Raw genomic sequence first — 16645 nt, 5'->3', positions numbered from 1 at the left:
GGATGGGCGACGGGAGCGGGGCGTCCCCTCGGCGTCGGGCCTTGTCGGATCACTCGCCGGTGGGTGTCCCTCGGGTCGGTCGCTGCGGGTCGTTCGAGGCGACGCGGGGCAGCACGATGGTCAGGTCGCTCTCGTTCCGCCCGCCCTGGGCCGGAGCCCGGTTGGCCGGTGCGGGCGGGGCGCCGCGCTGACCGCCGCGCTGGACGTTCGGGTCGGGGGCCGGGACGACCTGCTTCGTCCGGCGGGGACCCACCGCCTCGGCGATGGAGATCAGGCCGAAGAGCAGCACCAGGCACGCCGCCGAGACGGCGATCAACGACCGGATCGTCCCGGTGACCTTGCGGATCGGGTCGGTGGGCGGGTTGATCGGGAGCGCCACGAACAGGTACTTGTCGTCGGCCCCGTCCACCTTCTGCATCTCGTGCAGCTCCGTCTTCATGCGCTCGGACACCAGCTGCAGGGTTTGGGTCGCCGAGGCGGCGGAGTGCCCGGTGCCGACGATGCTGATCACCAGGCCGGACCCGACCGCGTTGGTCGCGCTGATCGTGTAGTCCTCGTCGGCGCCCTGGGCGATCAGGTCGCGGCGGACGTTGTCGCCGGAGACCCGCTGCGCCAGCACGTCGACGACGACGGACGGATTCGGCAGCCGCAGGTACGGGTTGTTGGCGTTCACCTTCGCGAGGCTCGGGTCCCGTTCGATCGCGGCGTCGCTCGGCGCCGGCGGCGGTGCGATCAGCACGTACTGCGCGGTCGACTCGTACTGCGGCGGAATCCCGAAGGCGACGTACGCGTTCCCGCCGACCATGATGAGCAGCACCGCCAGCACGATCAGCTTGTGGCGGCGGACAGTCGTGAACAGTGCCAACAGGTCCATCAGGAGCTCATTTCACGCGGGGGGAGAGGGGTTGCGGTACGTCGCTGCGTGGTCGGCGTCATCATCGCCTGCCTGATGCCGACCTCCGCGGGCCACCTCCGCACCGCCAGCCAGCAGGTGGCGCAGAGCCCGACGACCACCGCGTGGACGGAGGCGAACTGGGCGAACGAGAAGCCGTCGAAGGTGTACGCCCCGAGCGCCGCCGCGAGGCAGGCGCCGGCGAGCGCGGCGCAGAGGGACCGGAGTTCGGGCTCCTTCGCCCGCGCTCGCACCTGCAGCACGGCGACGGCCGGGATGAGGAAGTAGAGGACGAGCGCCACCAGCCCGACGATCCCCATCTCGATCGCGGTCTTGAAGTACTGGTTGTCCAGGATCCGCGTCGCGTCCGCCGGCAGGAACGTGCCACCCCCACGACCCAGCCACGGCGCCTCCCGCACCAGGGCAACCACCCGCGGATAGTTGTCCAGGCGGTTCGTGATCGAGGCGTCCTCGGTGCCCGCGGTGAACGAGTTCAGGATGGTCCGCAGGTAGCCGGGCGTGGTGGCGAAGACTCCGGCGACGGCGACCGGGGCGAAGGCGAAGAGCCAGACGCGCTGCCGGGCCGGCAGGCAGACCGCGAAGACCACGACCGCCACGCCGACGGCCAGGATCGCCGACCGGGAGACCGACATCGGGATGCACATCCCGATCAGACCCACCGGCAGCCACCGCCGGGTCGGCGACCGGCCGGTGTCGTTGATGCCCAGCCAGATGGCGAGCGGCAGCAGCATGCCGGCGGTCACGCCCAGCTCGATCGGGTGGATCGACGTGCCGGTCACCCGGACGAGCGCGTCGCGCCCCTGGAACGACCCGTACGACGAGTTCACCTCGAAACCCGGCAGCGCGAGCCGGAGCAGGGGCTTCAAATCCCACAGGAACCAGAACTGGAACACGGCGACGACGCCGGAGAAGGCCGCACCCCAGACCAGGGTCCGGATCACGCGCAGCAGGTCCGTGGGGTCACGCAGGTGTTCGGCGGCGACCAGGATCACGCCGGACATGCCGAGGAGCAGGAGGATCCACCGGTCGGCGCTGAGGCGCTGCGTCGCGTCGGGCGAGAAGAGAGGCATGGCGGCGTACGAGAGCAGCGTGCAGATCCAGAGCAACCCGAGGGCGCCCCGGATCGGGTAGCGGGTGTGGATCGGGTCGTGCAGGCCGAGGAGCGCCGTCACCGCCCAGGCGAGGAAGAGGACCAGCGCGATCAAGCTCGCCAGGTAGCCCTGGGCCCCGATGATGCGGACCACCGTGTCGGACGGAAAGACGAACGCGGCGACGACGAACAACTGCAGCATCACGGCCGCCTGGCTGGAACCGCGTGGCCGCACCACCCGCAGGCCGTCGACCACGGCTCGACCGTCGTCCGCGCGCCGGTCGGCCACGGTCGTCGTCGACCGGTCGACCGGCCGCACCATGCCGCCGCCACTACCCATCATGCGGGCTCCCTCGACGAGGGCTGGGCAGAGCGTACCGCCCGGGGGCGAACCGGCGGAACACCGCGCGCCGCCGGTGCGGGCGACCCTCGGTCACGGACATGTCAGGCGGGGGAGAGGCTCGCCAGCGCCGCCCGCCGCAGCGGCGTCGGCGTCCCGGACTTGGCGGAGATCATGACGGCGATGTCGGTGGGGCGGATCCGGCCCAGGAACTCGGGCATGGTCCGCTCGTCCAGCGGCGTCTCCGCCCAGTACGCGTGGCACAGCGGATCGGCCGCGGCGAACGCCTCGGCGGCCGCCCCGCCGACGACCTCGTCCACGAACACGCCGTACAGCGTCCACTCGGAGAAGTGCAGCTCGGCGCCGACCGCGTCCCCCCAGCGCCGGCCGGTCACCGACTCCACCCGCGCCAGCAGATCCCGGACCAGCGCCGGATCCCAGGCCAGCAGCGACGACACGTAGTCGCGGTGCGGCGGCGTCGCGGGGGTGACCCCGAGCAGGGACCGGGCGACCCGGTGCCAGATGACGTGCCGGGCCAGCCGCTCGTCGACCTCGTCCGGCACGCGGTAGAACCGCACCACCCCGTCGCGGCGGAAGGTCTCGGCGGAGAACGGCCGCACGAACTCGATGTCCGAGTCGACCAGCACGACGACGTCGGCGTCGACGCGGGCGGCGGCCGCGAGCTTGATGATCTGCTGGCGGATCCAACCCCGCACCGGCGGGAACGGCCGGCGGAGGTTGACCGACAGGTTCCCGCCCGGCAGTGACCGGAACGTGCGCGGCAGGAAGTCCGCCTCGTCGTGGATCACCGTCCGCGGCCCGGCGAGCCGGCGGAAGCGGGTGAGATCGCGGCGCGGCACGATGATGTGGTGCCGCACCGACTCCGGCGAGTACGCGAGCACCGAACGGTGCAGGTCGGCGCAGCGTTCGAAGTCCGGCCCGAAGCTCGGCGTGATGACGGCCAGTCGCGACATCTCGGGGTCTCTCCTGTCGGGTGGCGCGGGTGCGGCGGCGTCCGGGCCGTCCACGGTGCGGTGTGCGTCCGGGGCGGGCACGGTGGGACCCGGCGTGGCGGAATGGCCGTCCGTCGACCGGCCGGCGGTCACCGGACCACCGCCGGTGACCAGGCGTCCCGGACCAGCGGTTCGGGGGCGCCACCGCCGTCCGCCGGCACCGACCAGACGTCGCTGGTCGCCGTGCCGGTCTGCGCGCGGGGCAGGCCGTAGATGACCGTGCGGCCGTCCAGCCACTCGACCTGGTCGTCGACGCTGCGGGTCTCGGCGAGCAGCGTCTCCGTGCCGGTCGCCAGGTCGTGGACGGCCAGCCGCCAGCGGCCCGGCGGCAGGTCGCCGTGCTTCTTGAACGCGATGCGGGTGCCGTCCGGTGACAGCGACGGGCACTCGGCGTCCGTCCGCAGGGCGGTGACCCGGCGGGCTTTGAGGCTGCCCTCGACCAGCCACGTCTTCCCGCCGGAGGCGGCGGTGGCGTAGAACCGGTCGTCGTCGGCGAAGGTGACGCCCCACAGGTTCCGGTCGATCGCGGTGACCACCCTCCCGTCGACGACGAGCTGGAACTGTTCGAGGTCACCGACCACCTCGCCGTCGACCCGGCTGACGATGGTGCGGGTGGAGAACTGACCCGGGTTGGCGTACGAGTCGCCGTAGACGAACGTGGTGGTCGCGGCCAGCGACCCGTCCCGGGACAGCCGGGCCCGGCTCGGCGTGCCGACCAGCGGCAGGTCGCGCCGCGGCGCCCAGTCGGCGCCGAGCACCTGCGCCCGGTAGGTGGTCACCAGGCCCCGGTCCCCGGCGAGACAGACCGCGTCGTCCCGGGTGGCGTGGACCCGTTCGCACGAGGCGGGAGTGACGGCGCGCGGCCCGTCCGGCGCCGACAGCGGCACCATCGCCACGCGCCCGTAGTCCGGGCCGGGAGCGGTGCTGCGGAAGACCAGGTGCGGCCCGGCGCGGACGGCGGCCAGGTCCGTCCGGGTCGGCACGGCGGTCGCCTCCGCCCGCGCGGCCGCCTGCCCCTGCCGGACCTGCCAGACGTAGCCGCCGGCCCCGACGGCGGCGACCAGCAGCACCACCGCCAGCACGGCCACGCGTGCCCGGGGGGCGAGTCCGTGGGACCGGGCGCTCATGCCGGAACTCCGTTCGGAAGGGGCTCGGTGGGTGCCCGGTCGATGCCACGCAGCAGCCAGGCGGCGACCGGCACGGCGCCGGCCAGCAGCACCGCGAAGAGCAGCAGCGCCGGACGCGGCCCCTGCACGTGCCACATCAGGCCGAACAGGAGGGACGCGGCGAACCGGGCCAGCACCACCGTGGTCTGGGCGGCCGCGATGCCGCTGCCCCGCGCCTCGGCCGCCACCAGTCGGCTCACCAGCGCCGCGAGCACGCCGTCCGTGGCGGCGTAGAAGACGCCGAGCAGAAGCAGGACGGCGACGGTGAGGCCGACGCCACCGCGCGGCAGCGCGGCGAGCAGATAGCCGCCGAGCAGCGCCAGGTGGCCGGCGACGAGCACCCGCCCGCGGCCGACCCGGTCGGCGAGCCGCCCCAGCGGCACGGCCAGGACGAGGTACGCGACGTTGGTGCCCACGTAGAGCAGCGGGAACCAGCGGGCGGCGAAGTCGTCCCGGTCCTGGAGGGTCAGGTACAGGAAGCCGTCGCCGATGGTCAGCAGGCCCAGCAGCGCGGCGGCCAGGAGCGGCCGGCGCAGCCGCCGCCCGGCGACCTCCGCCAGCACCCGACGCGCGCCGGCGCGGACCGCGCCGGTCGCGGTCGGCAGATCCGGTACGAGAAGCACGAGCACCGCCACCCCGGCGACCGCGAACGCGAACGAGACGACGAAGACGGAGTCGTAGCTGCCCGGGACGGTCCACAGCAGGGCGAAGGCGACCAGCGGACCGACCGCCGCGCCGAGGGTGTCGAGCATGCGGTGCACACCGAACGCCCGCCCCAGCACCTCCGGCCGCGACGCCGCGGCGATCAGCGCGTCCCGGGGCGCGGTGCGCAGGCCCTTGCCCAGCCGGTCCGCGGTGACCACCGCGGTGATCGCCGCGAAGCCGGCCGCCGGCAGCATCGCCAACCGGCTCAGCGCGGACGTGGCGTACCCGGCCGCCGCCACCCACTTCGGTCGCTGGCCGCGGTCACCGGCGTACCCCCCGGCGATCCGCACGAGGGCGCTCACGCCCTGGTAGACGCCGTCCAGGAAGCCGTACGCGATGGGGCTCAGACCCACCACGGCGGTCAGGTAGAGCGGCAGGACCGACGCCACCATCTCCGAGGACACGTCGGTGAGCAGGCTGACCGTGCCGAGCAGCACCACGGTGCCGGAGACGCGGCGCAGCGCGGCACGCCGATCCGGCCCGGCGTCGCCCGGCCGGTCCCGCAGCGTCACGTACACGACGTCCCCACCTCCCGGCCCGCGCTCGCGGGCCGCCTACCACCGCCGGCCGGACGCGCCCCGCGCCGGCCGGCGGCCCTCCGTGACCCGTCAGCCCAGCGCGGCGATCAGGGCCGCCACCACGGCCTCCTGCTGGTCCGGCGTGATCTGCGGGTAGATCGGCAGCGACAGCAGTTCCGCCGCGATCCGCTCCGCGCGCGGGAACGCGCCCCGCGGATGGCCGAGGCCGGCGAACGCGGGCGTCCGGTGCACGGGCACCGGGTAGTGGATGCCCGCCCCGACGCCGGCCGCGTGGAGCCGCCCGAGCACCGCGTCCCGACGGTCGGCGGTGCCGTCCCCCGGGACCCGGACGCAGTAGATGTGCCAGACGTGCTCGTTGCCCGCCAGCGTCACCGGGCGGATCACGTCCACCGACTCCAGCAGCGCGTCGTACCGGGCCGCCGCGGCGCGGCGCGCGGCGTTCCACGTCGCCAGCCGGGCCAGCTTGGCGCGGAGCACCACCGCCTGGAGGCCGTCCAGCCGGCTGTTCACCCCGATCACGTCGTGCGCGTACTTCGTGAGGCCGCCGTGGCTGCCGAGCGTGCGGACCGCCGTGGCGAGCGCGGCGTCGGCGGTGACGACGGCACCCGCGTCCCCGTACGCGCCCAGGTTCTTGCCCGGGTAGAAGCTCGTCGCGGCGATGCCCTCGACCCCCGCGCCCCGCCCGTGCCGGGTGGCGCCCTGGCACTGCGCGGCGTCCTCGACGACGGCGACGTCACTACCGGCCAGGCCGGCCCGCAGCCGCTCCACCGGCGCGAGCTGACCGTAGAGGTGCACCGGGACGACCGCCCGGGTGGCCGGCGTGACCGCGGCCAGCGCCGCCTCGACGTCGATCAGGTACGTGTCGGGGTCGCAGTCGACCAGCACCGGCCGCGCGCCGGTGCGGGCGACCGCCTCGGCGGTGGCGATGAAGGTGTTCGTCGGCAGCACCACCTCGGCACCCGGCCCGACCCCCACGGCGCGCAGCGCCAGTTCGAGCGCGTCGGTGCCGTTCGCCACCCCGACACAGTGCGGCACGCCGCTGAAGGCGGCGTACTCCCGTTCGAACGCGGCGACCTCGGCGCCACCGATGAAGGCGGTGTCGGCGATGACCCGCTTGAAGCCGGCCTCTACCTCCTCCGCGACCTCCGCGTGCGCGGCGCCCAGATCGACGAGCGGAATTCCCGGCATGGTCAGCTCCCCACAAGCTTCGGCACGGTCAGTTCCCCGATCGACGCCGGCGGCGTCGACACCTCTCCCGGCCCGTCCGGCTCCGGCCGGACGCGCCCCGGCTCCGCCGCCCCGGCCGACACCTGCCCCGGCTCCGCGGCCACGGGCCCCGTCCCGTCCGGCTCCGCCGGCAGGTCGGCCGCGCGCAGCCGGCGGGCCGGGTTGCCGGCCCAGACCTCGCCGGGCGGCACGTCGCGCAGCACCACGGAACCCATCCCGACCAGCGACCACTCACCGACCGTCACGCCCTCGCGGACCAGCGCGCCCGCGCCGACGTACGCGCCGGGCCGCAGCACCGCCCCGCCGCCGAGGCGTACCCCGGAGGCGACGGTCACGTGGTCGTGCAGCCGGTCGTCGTGGGTCAGGACGGCGTGCGGCATGACCGCGACGTGGGCGCCGACCGTCACGTCCGCGGTGAGCACCACGCCGGCGAGCAGCACGGTGCCCGGCCCGAGGACACTGCCGGCGCCGACCTCGGCGCGGGGGTGGACGAGCGTCGCGTACCGCTGGGGTGGCAGGGCGAGCCGCCGCACGATCCGCCGCCGCGCCCGGTAGTCGCGCGGGCTGCCCACGCAGACCACCACCGCCGCGTCCGGCAGGTCGGCCAGCCGGTCGGTGCCGCCGAGGATCGGCAGGCCCGCGCGGGCGGTGCCGTGCAGGACGGGGTCGTCGTCGAGGAAGCCGCGCAGCCGCCAGGTGGGACGGGAGTCGTTGATCGCGCGGACCGCCGCGGCGGTCTCCCGCGCGAAGCCGCCCGCACCGACGATGACCAGGTCGCGCATCAGCGGGCCAGCTTGCGCAGCACGCCGACGATGTGGCGCTGGTCGTCCTCGGTCAGCTGGTGGTGCAGCGGCAGGATCAGCGAGTCGCGGGTCAGCCGCTCGGTCACCGGCAGCGGCGCGGACGCCACGCCGGCGTACGCCGGCTCCAGGTGGGCGGCCATGATCCCGCGCCGCGCCGACACGCCGGCCGCGGCCAGCTCGGCGAGCACCTCGTCGCGGCCGACCCCGTACTCCGGGCCGATCAGCACCCAGAACGACTGGTAGTTGGTTTCCCCGTGGCCGGGGTCGCGGACCGGCCGCAGACCGTCCACGTCGGCGAGCAGGTCGTGGTAGCGGGCGGCGAGCGCGCGCCGCTGCGTCACCAGCTCGGCGAGCCGGCCGAGCTGCACGAGGCCGATCGCCGCCTGGATGTCGGTCATGCGGTAGTTGAAGGCGGTCTCCAGGTAGGCCTCCAGCACCGGCTGGGCGCTGGCGTGGCGGTCGGCCGCCGAGACGTTCATGCCGTGCTCGCGCAGGCGGCGCAGCCGGGCGGCCCACTCGGGGTCGTCCACCGTGACCATCCCGCCCTCGCCGGTGGTCAGCAGCTTGCGAGGGTGGAACGACCAGGCCGAGATCGCCGCGCCGGCCCCGACCGGCCGCCCGTACGCCGTGGAGCCGGCGGCGCAGGCGGCGTCCTCGACCAGCGGCACCCCCCACCCGACGGCGGCGTCGCGCAGCGCGGCCACGTCGAACGGCACGCCGCCCTGGTGAACGGCGATCACCGCCCGGGTGCGGGACGTGCGCACCGCGTCGACGGTCGCCACCGTCAGGTTGCCGGTGTCGAGGTCGACGTCGGCGAAGACCGGGGTCGCGCCGACGTAGCGCACCGCGTTGGCGGTGGCGATGAAGGAGAACGACGGCACGACGACCTCGTCGCCCGGGCCGACGTCGAGCAGCACCAGCGCCAGGTGCAGCGCCGTGGTGCAGGAGCTGACCGCGACGCCGTGGTCGGCTCCCACCAGCGCGGCGAACTCCCGCTCGAAACGGGCCACCCGCGGCCCCTGGGCCACCCAGCCGGAGCGGACCGCCTCGGCGGCGGCCTGCGCCTCCTCCTCACCGAGCCGCGGCACCATCACGGGAATCCGGTTCATTTCTCCGCCCGCCACCAGTCGACCAGCCCCTGGAGCCCTTCGTGCAGGCCGATCTCGGCGCGGAAGCCCAGCCGCCGCTCCGCGGCGCCGGTGTCGGCCAGCCGGCGGGTGACCCCGTTGACCGCGCGGGCCGGGCCGTACTCCGGCGCGAGGTCGGACTTCATCACGTCGCTGAGCGCCCGGGCCAGCTCGCCGAGGCTGGTCTCGGTGCCGCTGGCGATGTTGAACACCTCGTCGGTCACGTCCGCCCGGGCGGCCAGGATGTTGGCCCGGGCGATGTCGGCGACGTGCACGAAGTCCATGGTCTGCAGGCCGTCGCCGAGGATCAGCGGGGGAGTGCCGGCCTCGATCCGCTCCATCCAGCGGATCAGGACCTCGGTGTAGAGGCCGTGGATGTCCATCCGGGGCCCGTAGACGTTGAAGTAGCGCAGGGCGACGTAGTCCAGGCCGTACATGCTGTGGAAGCTGCGCGCCATGCCCTCGTTGAACGCCTTCGCGGCGCCGTAGAACGTGTCGTTGTGGTACGGGTGGTGCCGCTCGGTGGTCGGGAACGCGTCGGCGAGCCCGTACACGGAGGCCGACGAGGAGAGGACGACCTTGCGGACCTTGGCGGCCGCCGCCGCCTCGAGGACGGTGAAGGTGCCGTCGACCAGCACCTCGTTGGCGAGCCGGGGCTCCTCCGCGCACTGGGTGATGCGGATCGCGGCGAGGTGGAAGACCAGGTCCTTGCCCCGGGTCAGCTCGTGCACGAGCGCCGTGTCCCGGATGTCGCCCTCGACCAGGCGTACGGTGCCGTGCGGCAGGGCGTGGGCCAGGTTCTCCCGCCGGCCACGGACGAAGTTGTCCAGCACGACGACCTCCGCCGCGCCGCCGCGGACCAGTTCGTCGACGACGTGGGAGCCGATCGTGCCCGCTCCACCGGTGACCAGGGCCCGTGCCCCGGCGATCTCCACGGCACTCATGCCGACTCCTCCGCTCCGCTCCGGGCCGGCGCCGGCCGACGCACCCGGTCCGACGATGTGCTCACGCGTCGACCCACTCGTCGAGGTCGACCAGGCGACCGCCATCGGCGAGACTCCGCGAGGCGGCCTCCAGGACGGCGATCACCCGCAGCCCGGCCCGACCGTCGGTCAGCGCGGGCGTGCCGCTGCGGATCGAGCGGGCGTACTCCTCGACCATGGTGCGCAGCGCCTCGCGTTCGGTCAGCGCCGGCGCGACCATGTCGCCCGAGCGGTACGACACCAGCATGTCCCGGCGCTGCTCGTCGCCGAGCTCCTCGGCCGACGCCACGTCCACCCCACGGTCGAAGATGGACAGTCGCTGGCTCGGGTTGAGGTCGTCCCAGACCAGGGTCCGCTTCGAGCCACCGATGATCGTGGTGCGGATCTTCACCGGGGAGAGCCAGTTGACGTGGATGTGCGCGATCGCGCCGGTGTTGAGGTGCAGCGTCAGGTAGGCGACGCAGGCCCGGCCCGCACCGATCCGGTCCGCGCCGTGCGCGGCCACCGAGACCGGCGCGACGCCCGGCGGGAGGATGAAGTCGAGGATCGACAGGTCGTGCGGCGCCAAGTCCCACATCACGTCGATGTCGCGCTGGACCAACCCCAGGTTGATCCGTACGGAGTCGAGGTACTGCAGCTCGCCCAGCTGCCCGCCGTGCAGCAGCTCGCGGATGCGCAGCACCGCCGGCGTGTAGCAGTAGGTGTGGTCGCACATCAGCGACAGGCCCCGCCGCTCGGCCTCGGCGACCAGCGCCCGGCCCTGCGCGAAGCTGGCCGCGAGCGGCTTCTCCACGAGCACGTGCTTGCCGGCCCGCAGCGCCGCGGTCGCCACCTCGAGGTGGGTGCCGGCCGGGGTGGCGACGGCCACCGCCCGCACCGTGTCGTCGGCCAGCACACTCGCCAGGTCGTCGGTGGCCCGCACCGTCGAGTAGTCGCCGAGCACCCGCCGGGCCCGGCCCACGTCGAGGTCGCAGAGCGCGCGCAGCCGGAAGTCGGTGGACGACTGGAAATTGCGGACGAGATTCGGACCCCAGTAGCCGGCCCCGACGACGGCCACACCGATCGGTTCGTCGGTGGCAGCATGCGATGCGTTCACGGACATCCGTTTCGCTAGAGGGGAAAGGACGCGTACGCGAAGGGGGAAGTGGGTGGACGACGTCCGTCCGGCAAGCTATCGAGATCGTCGCCGGCTACGCCAGAGCGCAGACGGAAATCCGGCGGTGCCGTCGGGTCAATGGGTCCCTTCGGTCCGTCCGCCCTCCTCGGACGGTCGGTTCCCCGTACTGCGTCGGCTAGGCGACATCGGCTGTGTCGCCGAGCGTCTACCGTTCCACCCCCCTGAGGCCGCGCCGACCGGAGAGGAAACAGCGATGACCGACGCCCCCGAGGCACCGGGCGACGACGTGCGGATCGCCGCGACGGCCGACGTGGACGAGCGGGCCACCGTCCGGTCCGGCACCCGGGTCTGGCACCTCGCGCAGATCCGTGAGGACGCGTCGGTCGGCCGGAACTGCGTCATCGGCCGGGGCGCGTACGTGGGGCCCGGCGTCCGCCTCGGCGACAACGTCAAACTCCAGAACCACGCCCTGGTGTACGAGCCGGCGGAGCTGGCCGACGGCGTCTTCGTCGGACCGGCCGCGGTGCTCACCAACGACGAGTACCCACGCGCGGTGACTCCGGAGGGCCGGCTCAAGACCGGCGCGGACTGGACGGCGGTCGGGGTGGTGGTCGGCGAGGGTGCGGCGATCGGCGCGCGGGCGGTCTGTGTGGCGCCGGTCACGATCGGCCGGTGGGCGCTGATCGCGGCGGGCGCCGTGGTCACCAAGGACGTGCCGGACTTCGCGCTGGTGGTCGGCGTGCCGGCCCGCCGGGTCGGCTGGGTGGGGCTGGCGGGTGAGCCGCTGGTCGCCAAGGGCGGCGGCGGGTACGTCTGCCCGCGCACCGGCGCCGAGTACCGCGAGGACGCGGGGCGGCTCACCGAGGTGCCGTCGGGGGCCGCGTGACCGGCGGGCCGGCGTCGGCGCACGCCGTACCCTCGTAGGGTGAACTGGCTGGAACTCCTCGGCTGGGTCGGCTCCGCGGTGCTGGTCTGGTCCCTGCTGCAGACCCGCATCCTCCGCCTGCGTGCGCTGAACCTGCTCGGCTGTCTGATCCTGATCTTCTTCAACGCCGCCGTGCACGTCTGGCCGATGGTCGGGCTGAACGTGGTGCTGGCCGTGATCAACATCTGGTACCTGCGCCGGATGCTGGCCACCCGGCACGACGAGGAGGCGTACCAGGTGGTCGAGGTGGGCGTCCGGGACGAGTTCCTGGCCCACACGCTGCGGGTGCACGCCGCCGACATCGCCCGCTTCAACCCCGGCTTCCACTGGCCGCCGGAGGACCGGCCCGCCGACGAGCCGCCGGCCGGTGGACGGCGCGCCGACGAGCCGCCCGCCGACGAGCCGCCCGCCGGTGAAGGGCGCGCCGACGGGACGGGCCGCTCGGCGTTCCTGGTGGTCCGCGCCGACGAGGTGGTCGGCGTGGTGCTCGCCCACGCCGAGGCGCACGGGGTCGCCCAGATCGACTTGGACTACGTCACCCAGCGGTTCCGCGACTTCACCCCCGGGGAGTTCGTCTACCGGCGCAGCCGCCTCTTCACCGACCGTGGCTTCCGCCGGGTGGTCAGCCCGCCCGGCATGGTCGCCCCCTACTACCACCGCCTCGGCTTCCGCCGGGAGGGCGAGGCGTACGTGCTCGACCTGCCGAAGGCTCCGGCCGCCGCGTCCGCCTGATCCGCTGCCGCCCCGGGGAGGATTCACCGCCGGGTCGGCTGGGCACTGATGCGCGTACGCCGGCCGGGCCCTCCGGCCGGCGGCGCCGGTGCCGCCGGCGCGGTCGTGCGAGGGAGAGCCGGGCGTGCAGAGCTACTGGGGCCAACTGGCGCTGGTCGGAGTCCTGGTCATCCTCAACGCGGTGTTCGCCGGCAGCGAGATGGCGCTGGTCTCGCTCCGGGACAGCCAGGTGCAGCGGCTGGAGCGCACCAGCCGGGCCGGCCGGGTGCTGGCCCGCCTGGCGACGGACCCGAACCGCTTCCTCGCCACCATCCAGATCGGCATCACGCTCGCCGGTTTCCTCGCCTCGGCCGCCGCCGCGGTCTCCCTGGCCAAGCCGCTGGTCCCGCTGCTCGGGTCGCTCGGCGACGCGGCCGAGCCGGTCGCCATCGTGGCGGTCACCCTGGCGCTGACCTTCGTCACCCTGGTCTTCGGCGAGCTCGCCCCGAAGCGGATCGCCATGCAGTCGGCCGAGCGGTGGGCGCTGCTGGTGGCCCGTCCGCTGGACCTGCTCGCCACCCTCACCCGCCCCGCCGTGTGGGCCCTCGGCGCCACCAGCGACCTGGTCGTCCGCCTGGTCGGGCTCGACCCGAGCCCGCAGCGCGACGAGATCAGCCCCGACGAGCTGCGGGACATCGTCGCCGGCAACCACGGGTTCACCAAGGAACAGCAGACCATCATCGCCGGCGCGGTGGAGATCGCGGACCGGCGGCTGCGGGCGGTGCTGGTGCCCCGGCTGCAGGTCTTCTGCCTGGACAGCGGCACGACCGCCGAGGCGGCCCGGCTGGTGCTGGCCGCCACCGGGCACTCCCGGGCGCCGGTGGTGCGGCACGGCGGGCTGGACGACGCGGTCGGCGTCCTCCACCTGCGGGACCTCGTCGGAGTGCCGGACGACCGGCCGGTGGACGAGTGCGCCCGCCCACCGATGCTGCTGCCCGACTCGCTGCCGGTGGTGGACGCGCTGCGCCAGTTCAAGGCCGAACGCCAGCACATCGCGCTGGTGGTCGACGAGCGCGGCGCGGTCGACGGCATCGTCACCCTGGAGGACATCCTCGAGGAGATCGTCGGGGAGATCTACGACGAGACCGATCGGGACGTACGCGCGGTGCGCACCGATCCGGACGGCGCGCTGCGGGTGCCCGGCACCTTCCCGGTGCACGACCTTCCGGACATCGGCGTCACGCTGGCCGGCCGGCCCGCCGGCGACTACACGACCATCGCCGGCCTGGTGCTCGCCTGCCTGGGGCACATTCCCACGGTGGCCGGCGAGGACGTCGCGATCGACGGCTGGCGGCTGGAGGTCGCCCGGATCGACCACCGGGCCATCACCGAGGTCCGGCTGCACCGCCTTCCCGACCCCGCCGCCGACGAGACGGACCCGGACGCCGAACCGGCCCTCGACGAGGCGCGAGGCTGACCCCACCTTCCCGGTCGATCATGCAGTTGTGGTGCCCTGCCTGTACCGGTTCACGGCTTCCGTCCCCCACCACAACTGCATGATCGCCACGGCCGCGCCGACCCGCGGCGGCCTCAGGCGCCGGGTGGGCGGGGGAAGCCCGGCACCGGCGGCTCCAGCCGGACCTGGCCGATCGGCACCAGCCGGGTGCTGCGGGCCAGCCGGTGCGCGACCAGCCGGATCGCCCACGGGCCGGACGGGTGCCGCTCCGGCCCGATCAGCCGCCCGCTGAGCCGGCCGTACCAGTGCCCGGTGACCACCACGTCGGTGAGGCGGAGCCGGCCGTCGGGAAACCCGCCGCGCACGACCAGGTCCACCACCCGGCCGAGCCGGCGGCCCCGCCGGTCGTACGCGGTCCGCCCGAGCAGCTCACCCGCTCGCACGGCCCGCCCCCGGGATCCGCTCGATCAGGTGCCGGCGCAGCCAGTCCTCCACCGGCGACGGCGGCAGCTCGTCGGCGCGGGCGCGCAGGCGCACGGCGCTGTCCACCCGGTCGACCAGGTGGAACGGGATTCGCAGCGCGTCCAGCGGCCGGTCGGTGACGAACCGCTCGGCCGCCCGGACCAGGAGTCGCCCCAGCCGGCCGCCGACCCGGTCGCCGAGCGCGCCCGGCCCGACCAGGAGGGTCCGCACGTACGGCACGCCGTCGTCGTCCAGCGCGAACTCGACGTCGTCGACCTTGCCGACCAGCCGCCCGTCGACGTCGACGAGCTGGCGGTCCAGCAGTTGCCGGCCCAACTGGAGCCTCACTGTCCCATCCTCGTGGTGATCGCCAGCGGGATCGCGGCGACCGAGGCCGCCACGATGAGCAGAAGGAACACCGCCCCGAGCAGGTTCAGCAGCCGGCCGTTGACCCGGTCGCCGAGGTACGTCCGGTCGTTGGCGACGATGAGGATCGGCAGGTAGGTCAGCGGCAGCGCCACCGCGCTCACGATCAGCATGTACTCGGTGAGCGCGATCGGGTCGACCGTGGTGAGCAGCACCAGCACCCCCAGCAGGATGCTCACCAGCAGCACCGTGTGGAACCGAGCGGCCTCCCGGGGGCTGACCCGCTTGCCCCACTGCCAGCCGAAGTACTGGGCGGCGGAGTACGCGGCGGACAGCCCGGTCTCCAGCGCGGCGCCGAAGGTCACCGCGAAGAACGCCAGCGCCGCGACCGCCAGACCGACCGCCCCGAACGCCAGCACCGCCGGCTCGGCGACCTGGTCGAGCCGGTCCAGCGACGCCCCCGACGGGTGGAAGACCACCGTCGCGGTGGCGATCAGCGACAGCGCGAGGAAGCCGCCGACCGGGAACCCGATCAGCACGCTGGACCGGGCGTCGGCCAGGTCCGCGGCGCTCCACCGCTCCTCCACCCCGCCGGAGGAGAAGAAGACCACCTCGTACGGGCTGACCGTGGAGGCGAAGAGCGCCACCGCCACGAACCAGTACGCGCCCCAGCCGAAACCGGCCTCCGCCGGCTGCACTGCACCCCGGGCCAGGGCGGCCCAGTCGGTGGGCAGGGCGAACAACGCGATCGCGAACACCACCAGGGCCAGCCCGGCCAGCCCCCAGACCCGCTCCATCAGCGGGAACCGCATTCGCCACAGCACCAGCCACACCGCGAAACCGGCGACCGGCACCCAGATCAGGTACGGCAGCCCGGAGGCCAGCCGCAGGGCCAGTGCCACGCCGCCCAGCTCCGCCGCCAGGGTGAGCACCGTGACCAGGTACGACGCGGCCAGGTTCAGCAGCGCGACGCGGGCGCCGAGCCGCTCCCGGACCAGGTCGAAGACCGCTCGGCCGCTCACCGCCGCGATCCGACCGGCCATCTCAGCGTACGCGCAGATGCCCACCACGCCGACCAGCAGCACCCAGGCGTGGCCCATCCCGAACCGGGCGCCGGCCTGGCTCGCCGCGACCAGGTCGCCGATGTCCACGAAGCCACCCACGGCGGAGAGGATGCCGAGCGTCGCGGCGAGGAGTCTCCTCACGGCGGGTCGGGGGCGGGTGGTGTCATCGACGCGACGATAACCGCGCGAACCACCCTCGTTCCGGCAAACCGGGCAGGCGCGGGCGCACGCCGGCCGACCCCTCCGCCTCCGGCCGTCCGCGGCGCCTCTCGGGCGGCGGACCGGCCGGCCGACGGCTACGCGGTGCGGGAGAGGTTCTGCAGTCGGACCTGCCCGCGGGCGACCAGCCGGTCGTCGCCGTCGTTGATCACCACCTGCCAGAGCTGCTGGCTACGGCCGCGGTGCACCGGCGTGCCGACCGCGGTGAGCTCGCCGTCCCGGACGGCGCGCAGGAAGTCCGTCTGGTTCGACACTCCGACGACCGTCCCGCGGTCGCCGAACCACAGCGAGGCGCCGACGCTGGCCGCCGTCTCCACCACCGAGCAGTACACCCCGCCGTGCTGGATGCCGAACGGCTGGTGCAGCTCCGGGCGAACCGCCCACCGGATGAGCACGCGATCGGCGCTCGCCTCCTCGAT

Annotated in this window: 17 protein-coding genes (1 of these 17 cut by a window edge); 3 read left to right on the top strand and 14 right to left on the bottom strand. The window is 74.2% G+C overall.

What is annotated here, in order from left to right; translation table 11 throughout:
• Positions 1 to 49 precede the first annotated feature (49 nt).
• The 10 genes from O7603_RS09710 to O7603_RS09665 all read right to left on the bottom strand — a co-directional run bounded on the left by O7603_RS09710 (position 50) and on the right by O7603_RS09665 (position 11002).
• Positions 50 to 874, bottom strand: a complete 825-nt coding sequence (locus O7603_RS09710) for a Wzz/FepE/Etk N-terminal domain-containing protein (RefSeq protein ID WP_281575362.1) — start codon at positions 872 to 874, stop codon at positions 50 to 52.
• The gene (locus O7603_RS09705; RefSeq protein ID WP_281575361.1) at positions 874 to 2346 is read right to left on the bottom strand and encodes an O-antigen ligase family protein; all 1473 of its coding nucleotides are present in this window, start codon (positions 2344 to 2346) and stop codon (positions 874 to 876) included. Before O7603_RS09705 ends, O7603_RS09710 begins: the two co-directional genes overlap by 1 nt.
• A 101-nt stretch (positions 2347 to 2447) precedes the next feature.
• Positions 2448 to 3317: a DUF6492 family protein gene (locus O7603_RS09700; RefSeq protein WP_281575360.1), complete on the bottom strand. Its 870-nt coding sequence runs from the start codon at positions 3315 to 3317 to the stop codon at positions 2448 to 2450.
• Positions 3318 to 3445: 128 nt separating this feature from the next.
• Entirely contained in the window at positions 3446 to 4483 is a 1038-nt protein-coding gene (locus O7603_RS09695) for a hypothetical protein (protein ID WP_281575359.1), read from the bottom strand.
• A complete protein-coding gene (locus O7603_RS09690; protein ID WP_281575358.1) occupies positions 4480 to 5745 on the bottom strand; it encodes an MFS transporter in 1266 nt (421 codons plus the stop codon). The genes O7603_RS09695 and O7603_RS09690 overlap by 4 nt, the downstream gene beginning before the upstream one ends.
• Before the next feature lie 90 nt (positions 5746 to 5835).
• Entirely contained in the window at positions 5836 to 6954 is a 1119-nt protein-coding gene (locus tag O7603_RS09685) for a DegT/DnrJ/EryC1/StrS family aminotransferase (protein ID WP_281575357.1), read from the bottom strand.
• 2 nt (positions 6955 to 6956) lie between these two features.
• Positions 6957 to 7775: an acetyltransferase gene (locus O7603_RS09680; RefSeq protein ID WP_281575356.1), complete on the bottom strand. Its 819-nt coding sequence runs from the start codon at positions 7773 to 7775 to the stop codon at positions 6957 to 6959.
• Positions 7775 to 8905, bottom strand: coding sequence for a DegT/DnrJ/EryC1/StrS family aminotransferase (locus O7603_RS09675; protein ID WP_281575355.1), 1131 nt, complete (start codon positions 8903 to 8905; stop codon positions 7775 to 7777). Before O7603_RS09675 ends, O7603_RS09680 begins: the two co-directional genes overlap by 1 nt.
• Positions 8902 to 9867 carry an NAD-dependent epimerase/dehydratase family protein gene (locus tag O7603_RS09670; protein ID WP_281575354.1) on the bottom strand — a complete coding sequence of 322 codons (966 nt, stop codon included), beginning with the start codon at positions 9865 to 9867 and terminating at the stop codon, positions 8902 to 8904. The genes O7603_RS09675 and O7603_RS09670 overlap by 4 nt, the downstream gene beginning before the upstream one ends.
• Before the next feature lie 61 nt (positions 9868 to 9928).
• Complete coding sequence (locus O7603_RS09665) at positions 9929 to 11002, bottom strand: Gfo/Idh/MocA family oxidoreductase (RefSeq protein WP_281575353.1); 1074 nt, start codon at positions 11000 to 11002, stop codon at positions 9929 to 9931.
• 274 nt (positions 11003 to 11276) lie between these two features.
• Between O7603_RS09665 and O7603_RS09660 the strand changes: the two genes are divergently transcribed.
• The 3 genes from O7603_RS09660 (at position 11277) to O7603_RS09650 (ending at position 14136) form a co-directional block, all read left to right on the top strand.
• A complete protein-coding gene (locus O7603_RS09660; RefSeq protein WP_281575352.1) occupies positions 11277 to 11909 on the top strand; it encodes an acyltransferase in 633 nt (210 codons plus the stop codon).
• A 39-nt stretch (positions 11910 to 11948) separates the two neighbouring features.
• Positions 11949 to 12680, top strand: a complete 732-nt coding sequence (locus O7603_RS09655) for a hypothetical protein (RefSeq protein ID WP_281575351.1) — start codon at positions 11949 to 11951, stop codon at positions 12678 to 12680.
• Positions 12681 to 12804: 124 nt separating this feature from the next.
• On the top strand, positions 12805 to 14136 hold the full coding sequence (locus O7603_RS09650) for a hemolysin family protein (RefSeq protein WP_281575350.1): 1332 nt from the start codon (positions 12805 to 12807) through the stop codon (positions 14134 to 14136).
• Between the two features lie 113 nt (positions 14137 to 14249).
• On the opposite strand, the gene O7603_RS09645 is transcribed toward O7603_RS09650, so the two are convergent.
• The 4 genes from O7603_RS09645 to O7603_RS09630 form a co-directional block, all read right to left on the bottom strand.
• Positions 14250 to 14558, bottom strand: coding sequence for a PRC-barrel domain containing protein (locus O7603_RS09645; protein ID WP_281575349.1), 309 nt, complete (start codon positions 14556 to 14558; stop codon positions 14250 to 14252).
• A complete protein-coding gene (locus tag O7603_RS09640) occupies positions 14545 to 14925 on the bottom strand; it encodes a hypothetical protein (protein WP_281575348.1) in 381 nt (126 codons plus the stop codon). Before O7603_RS09640 ends, O7603_RS09645 begins: the two co-directional genes overlap by 14 nt.
• The gene (locus O7603_RS09635; protein WP_281575347.1) at positions 14922 to 16148 is read right to left on the bottom strand and encodes a divalent metal cation transporter; all 1227 of its coding nucleotides are present in this window, start codon (positions 16146 to 16148) and stop codon (positions 14922 to 14924) included. Before O7603_RS09635 ends, O7603_RS09640 begins: the two co-directional genes overlap by 4 nt.
• A gap of 155 nt (positions 16149 to 16303) precedes the next feature.
• Positions 16304 to 16645 carry the 3' portion of a PaaI family thioesterase gene (locus O7603_RS09630; RefSeq protein ID WP_281575346.1) on the bottom strand. 51 nt of this gene lie beyond the right edge of the window, so the window shows 342 of its 393 coding nt (coding positions 52-393); its start codon lies off the right edge, out of view; the stop codon is at positions 16304 to 16306.

This window comes from Micromonospora sp. WMMD812 (assembly GCF_027497215.1).
Classification (GTDB): domain Bacteria; phylum Actinomycetota; class Actinomycetes; order Mycobacteriales; family Micromonosporaceae; genus Micromonospora.
The sequence above is the reverse complement of the archived record's forward strand: the minus strand, read 5'-3'. Positions and strand labels throughout refer to the sequence as shown.

Coding starts and splice junctions, on each gene's coding strand:
- O7603_RS09710 (WP_281575362.1), bottom strand. CDS start 874: ATGGACCTGTTGGCACTGTTCACGACTGTCCGCCGCCACAAGCTGATC.
- O7603_RS09705 (WP_281575361.1), bottom strand. CDS start 2,346: ATGATGGGTAGTGGCGGCGGCATGGTGCGGCCGGTCGACCGGTCGACG.
- O7603_RS09700 (WP_281575360.1), bottom strand. CDS start 3,317: ATGTCGCGACTGGCCGTCATCACGCCGAGCTTCGGGCCGGACTTCGAA.
- O7603_RS09695 (WP_281575359.1), bottom strand. CDS start 4,483: ATGAGCGCCCGGTCCCACGGACTCGCCCCCCGGGCACGCGTGGCCGTG.
- O7603_RS09685 (WP_281575357.1), bottom strand. CDS start 6,954: ATGCCGGGAATTCCGCTCGTCGATCTGGGCGCCGCGCACGCGGAGGTC.
- O7603_RS09680 (WP_281575356.1), bottom strand. CDS start 7,775: ATGCGCGACCTGGTCATCGTCGGTGCGGGCGGCTTCGCGCGGGAGACC.
- O7603_RS09675 (WP_281575355.1), bottom strand. CDS start 8,905: ATGAACCGGATTCCCGTGATGGTGCCGCGGCTCGGTGAGGAGGAGGCG.
- O7603_RS09670 (WP_281575354.1), bottom strand. CDS start 9,867: ATGAGTGCCGTGGAGATCGCCGGGGCACGGGCCCTGGTCACCGGTGGA.
- O7603_RS09660 (WP_281575352.1), top strand. CDS start 11,277: ATGACCGACGCCCCCGAGGCACCGGGCGACGACGTGCGGATCGCCGCG.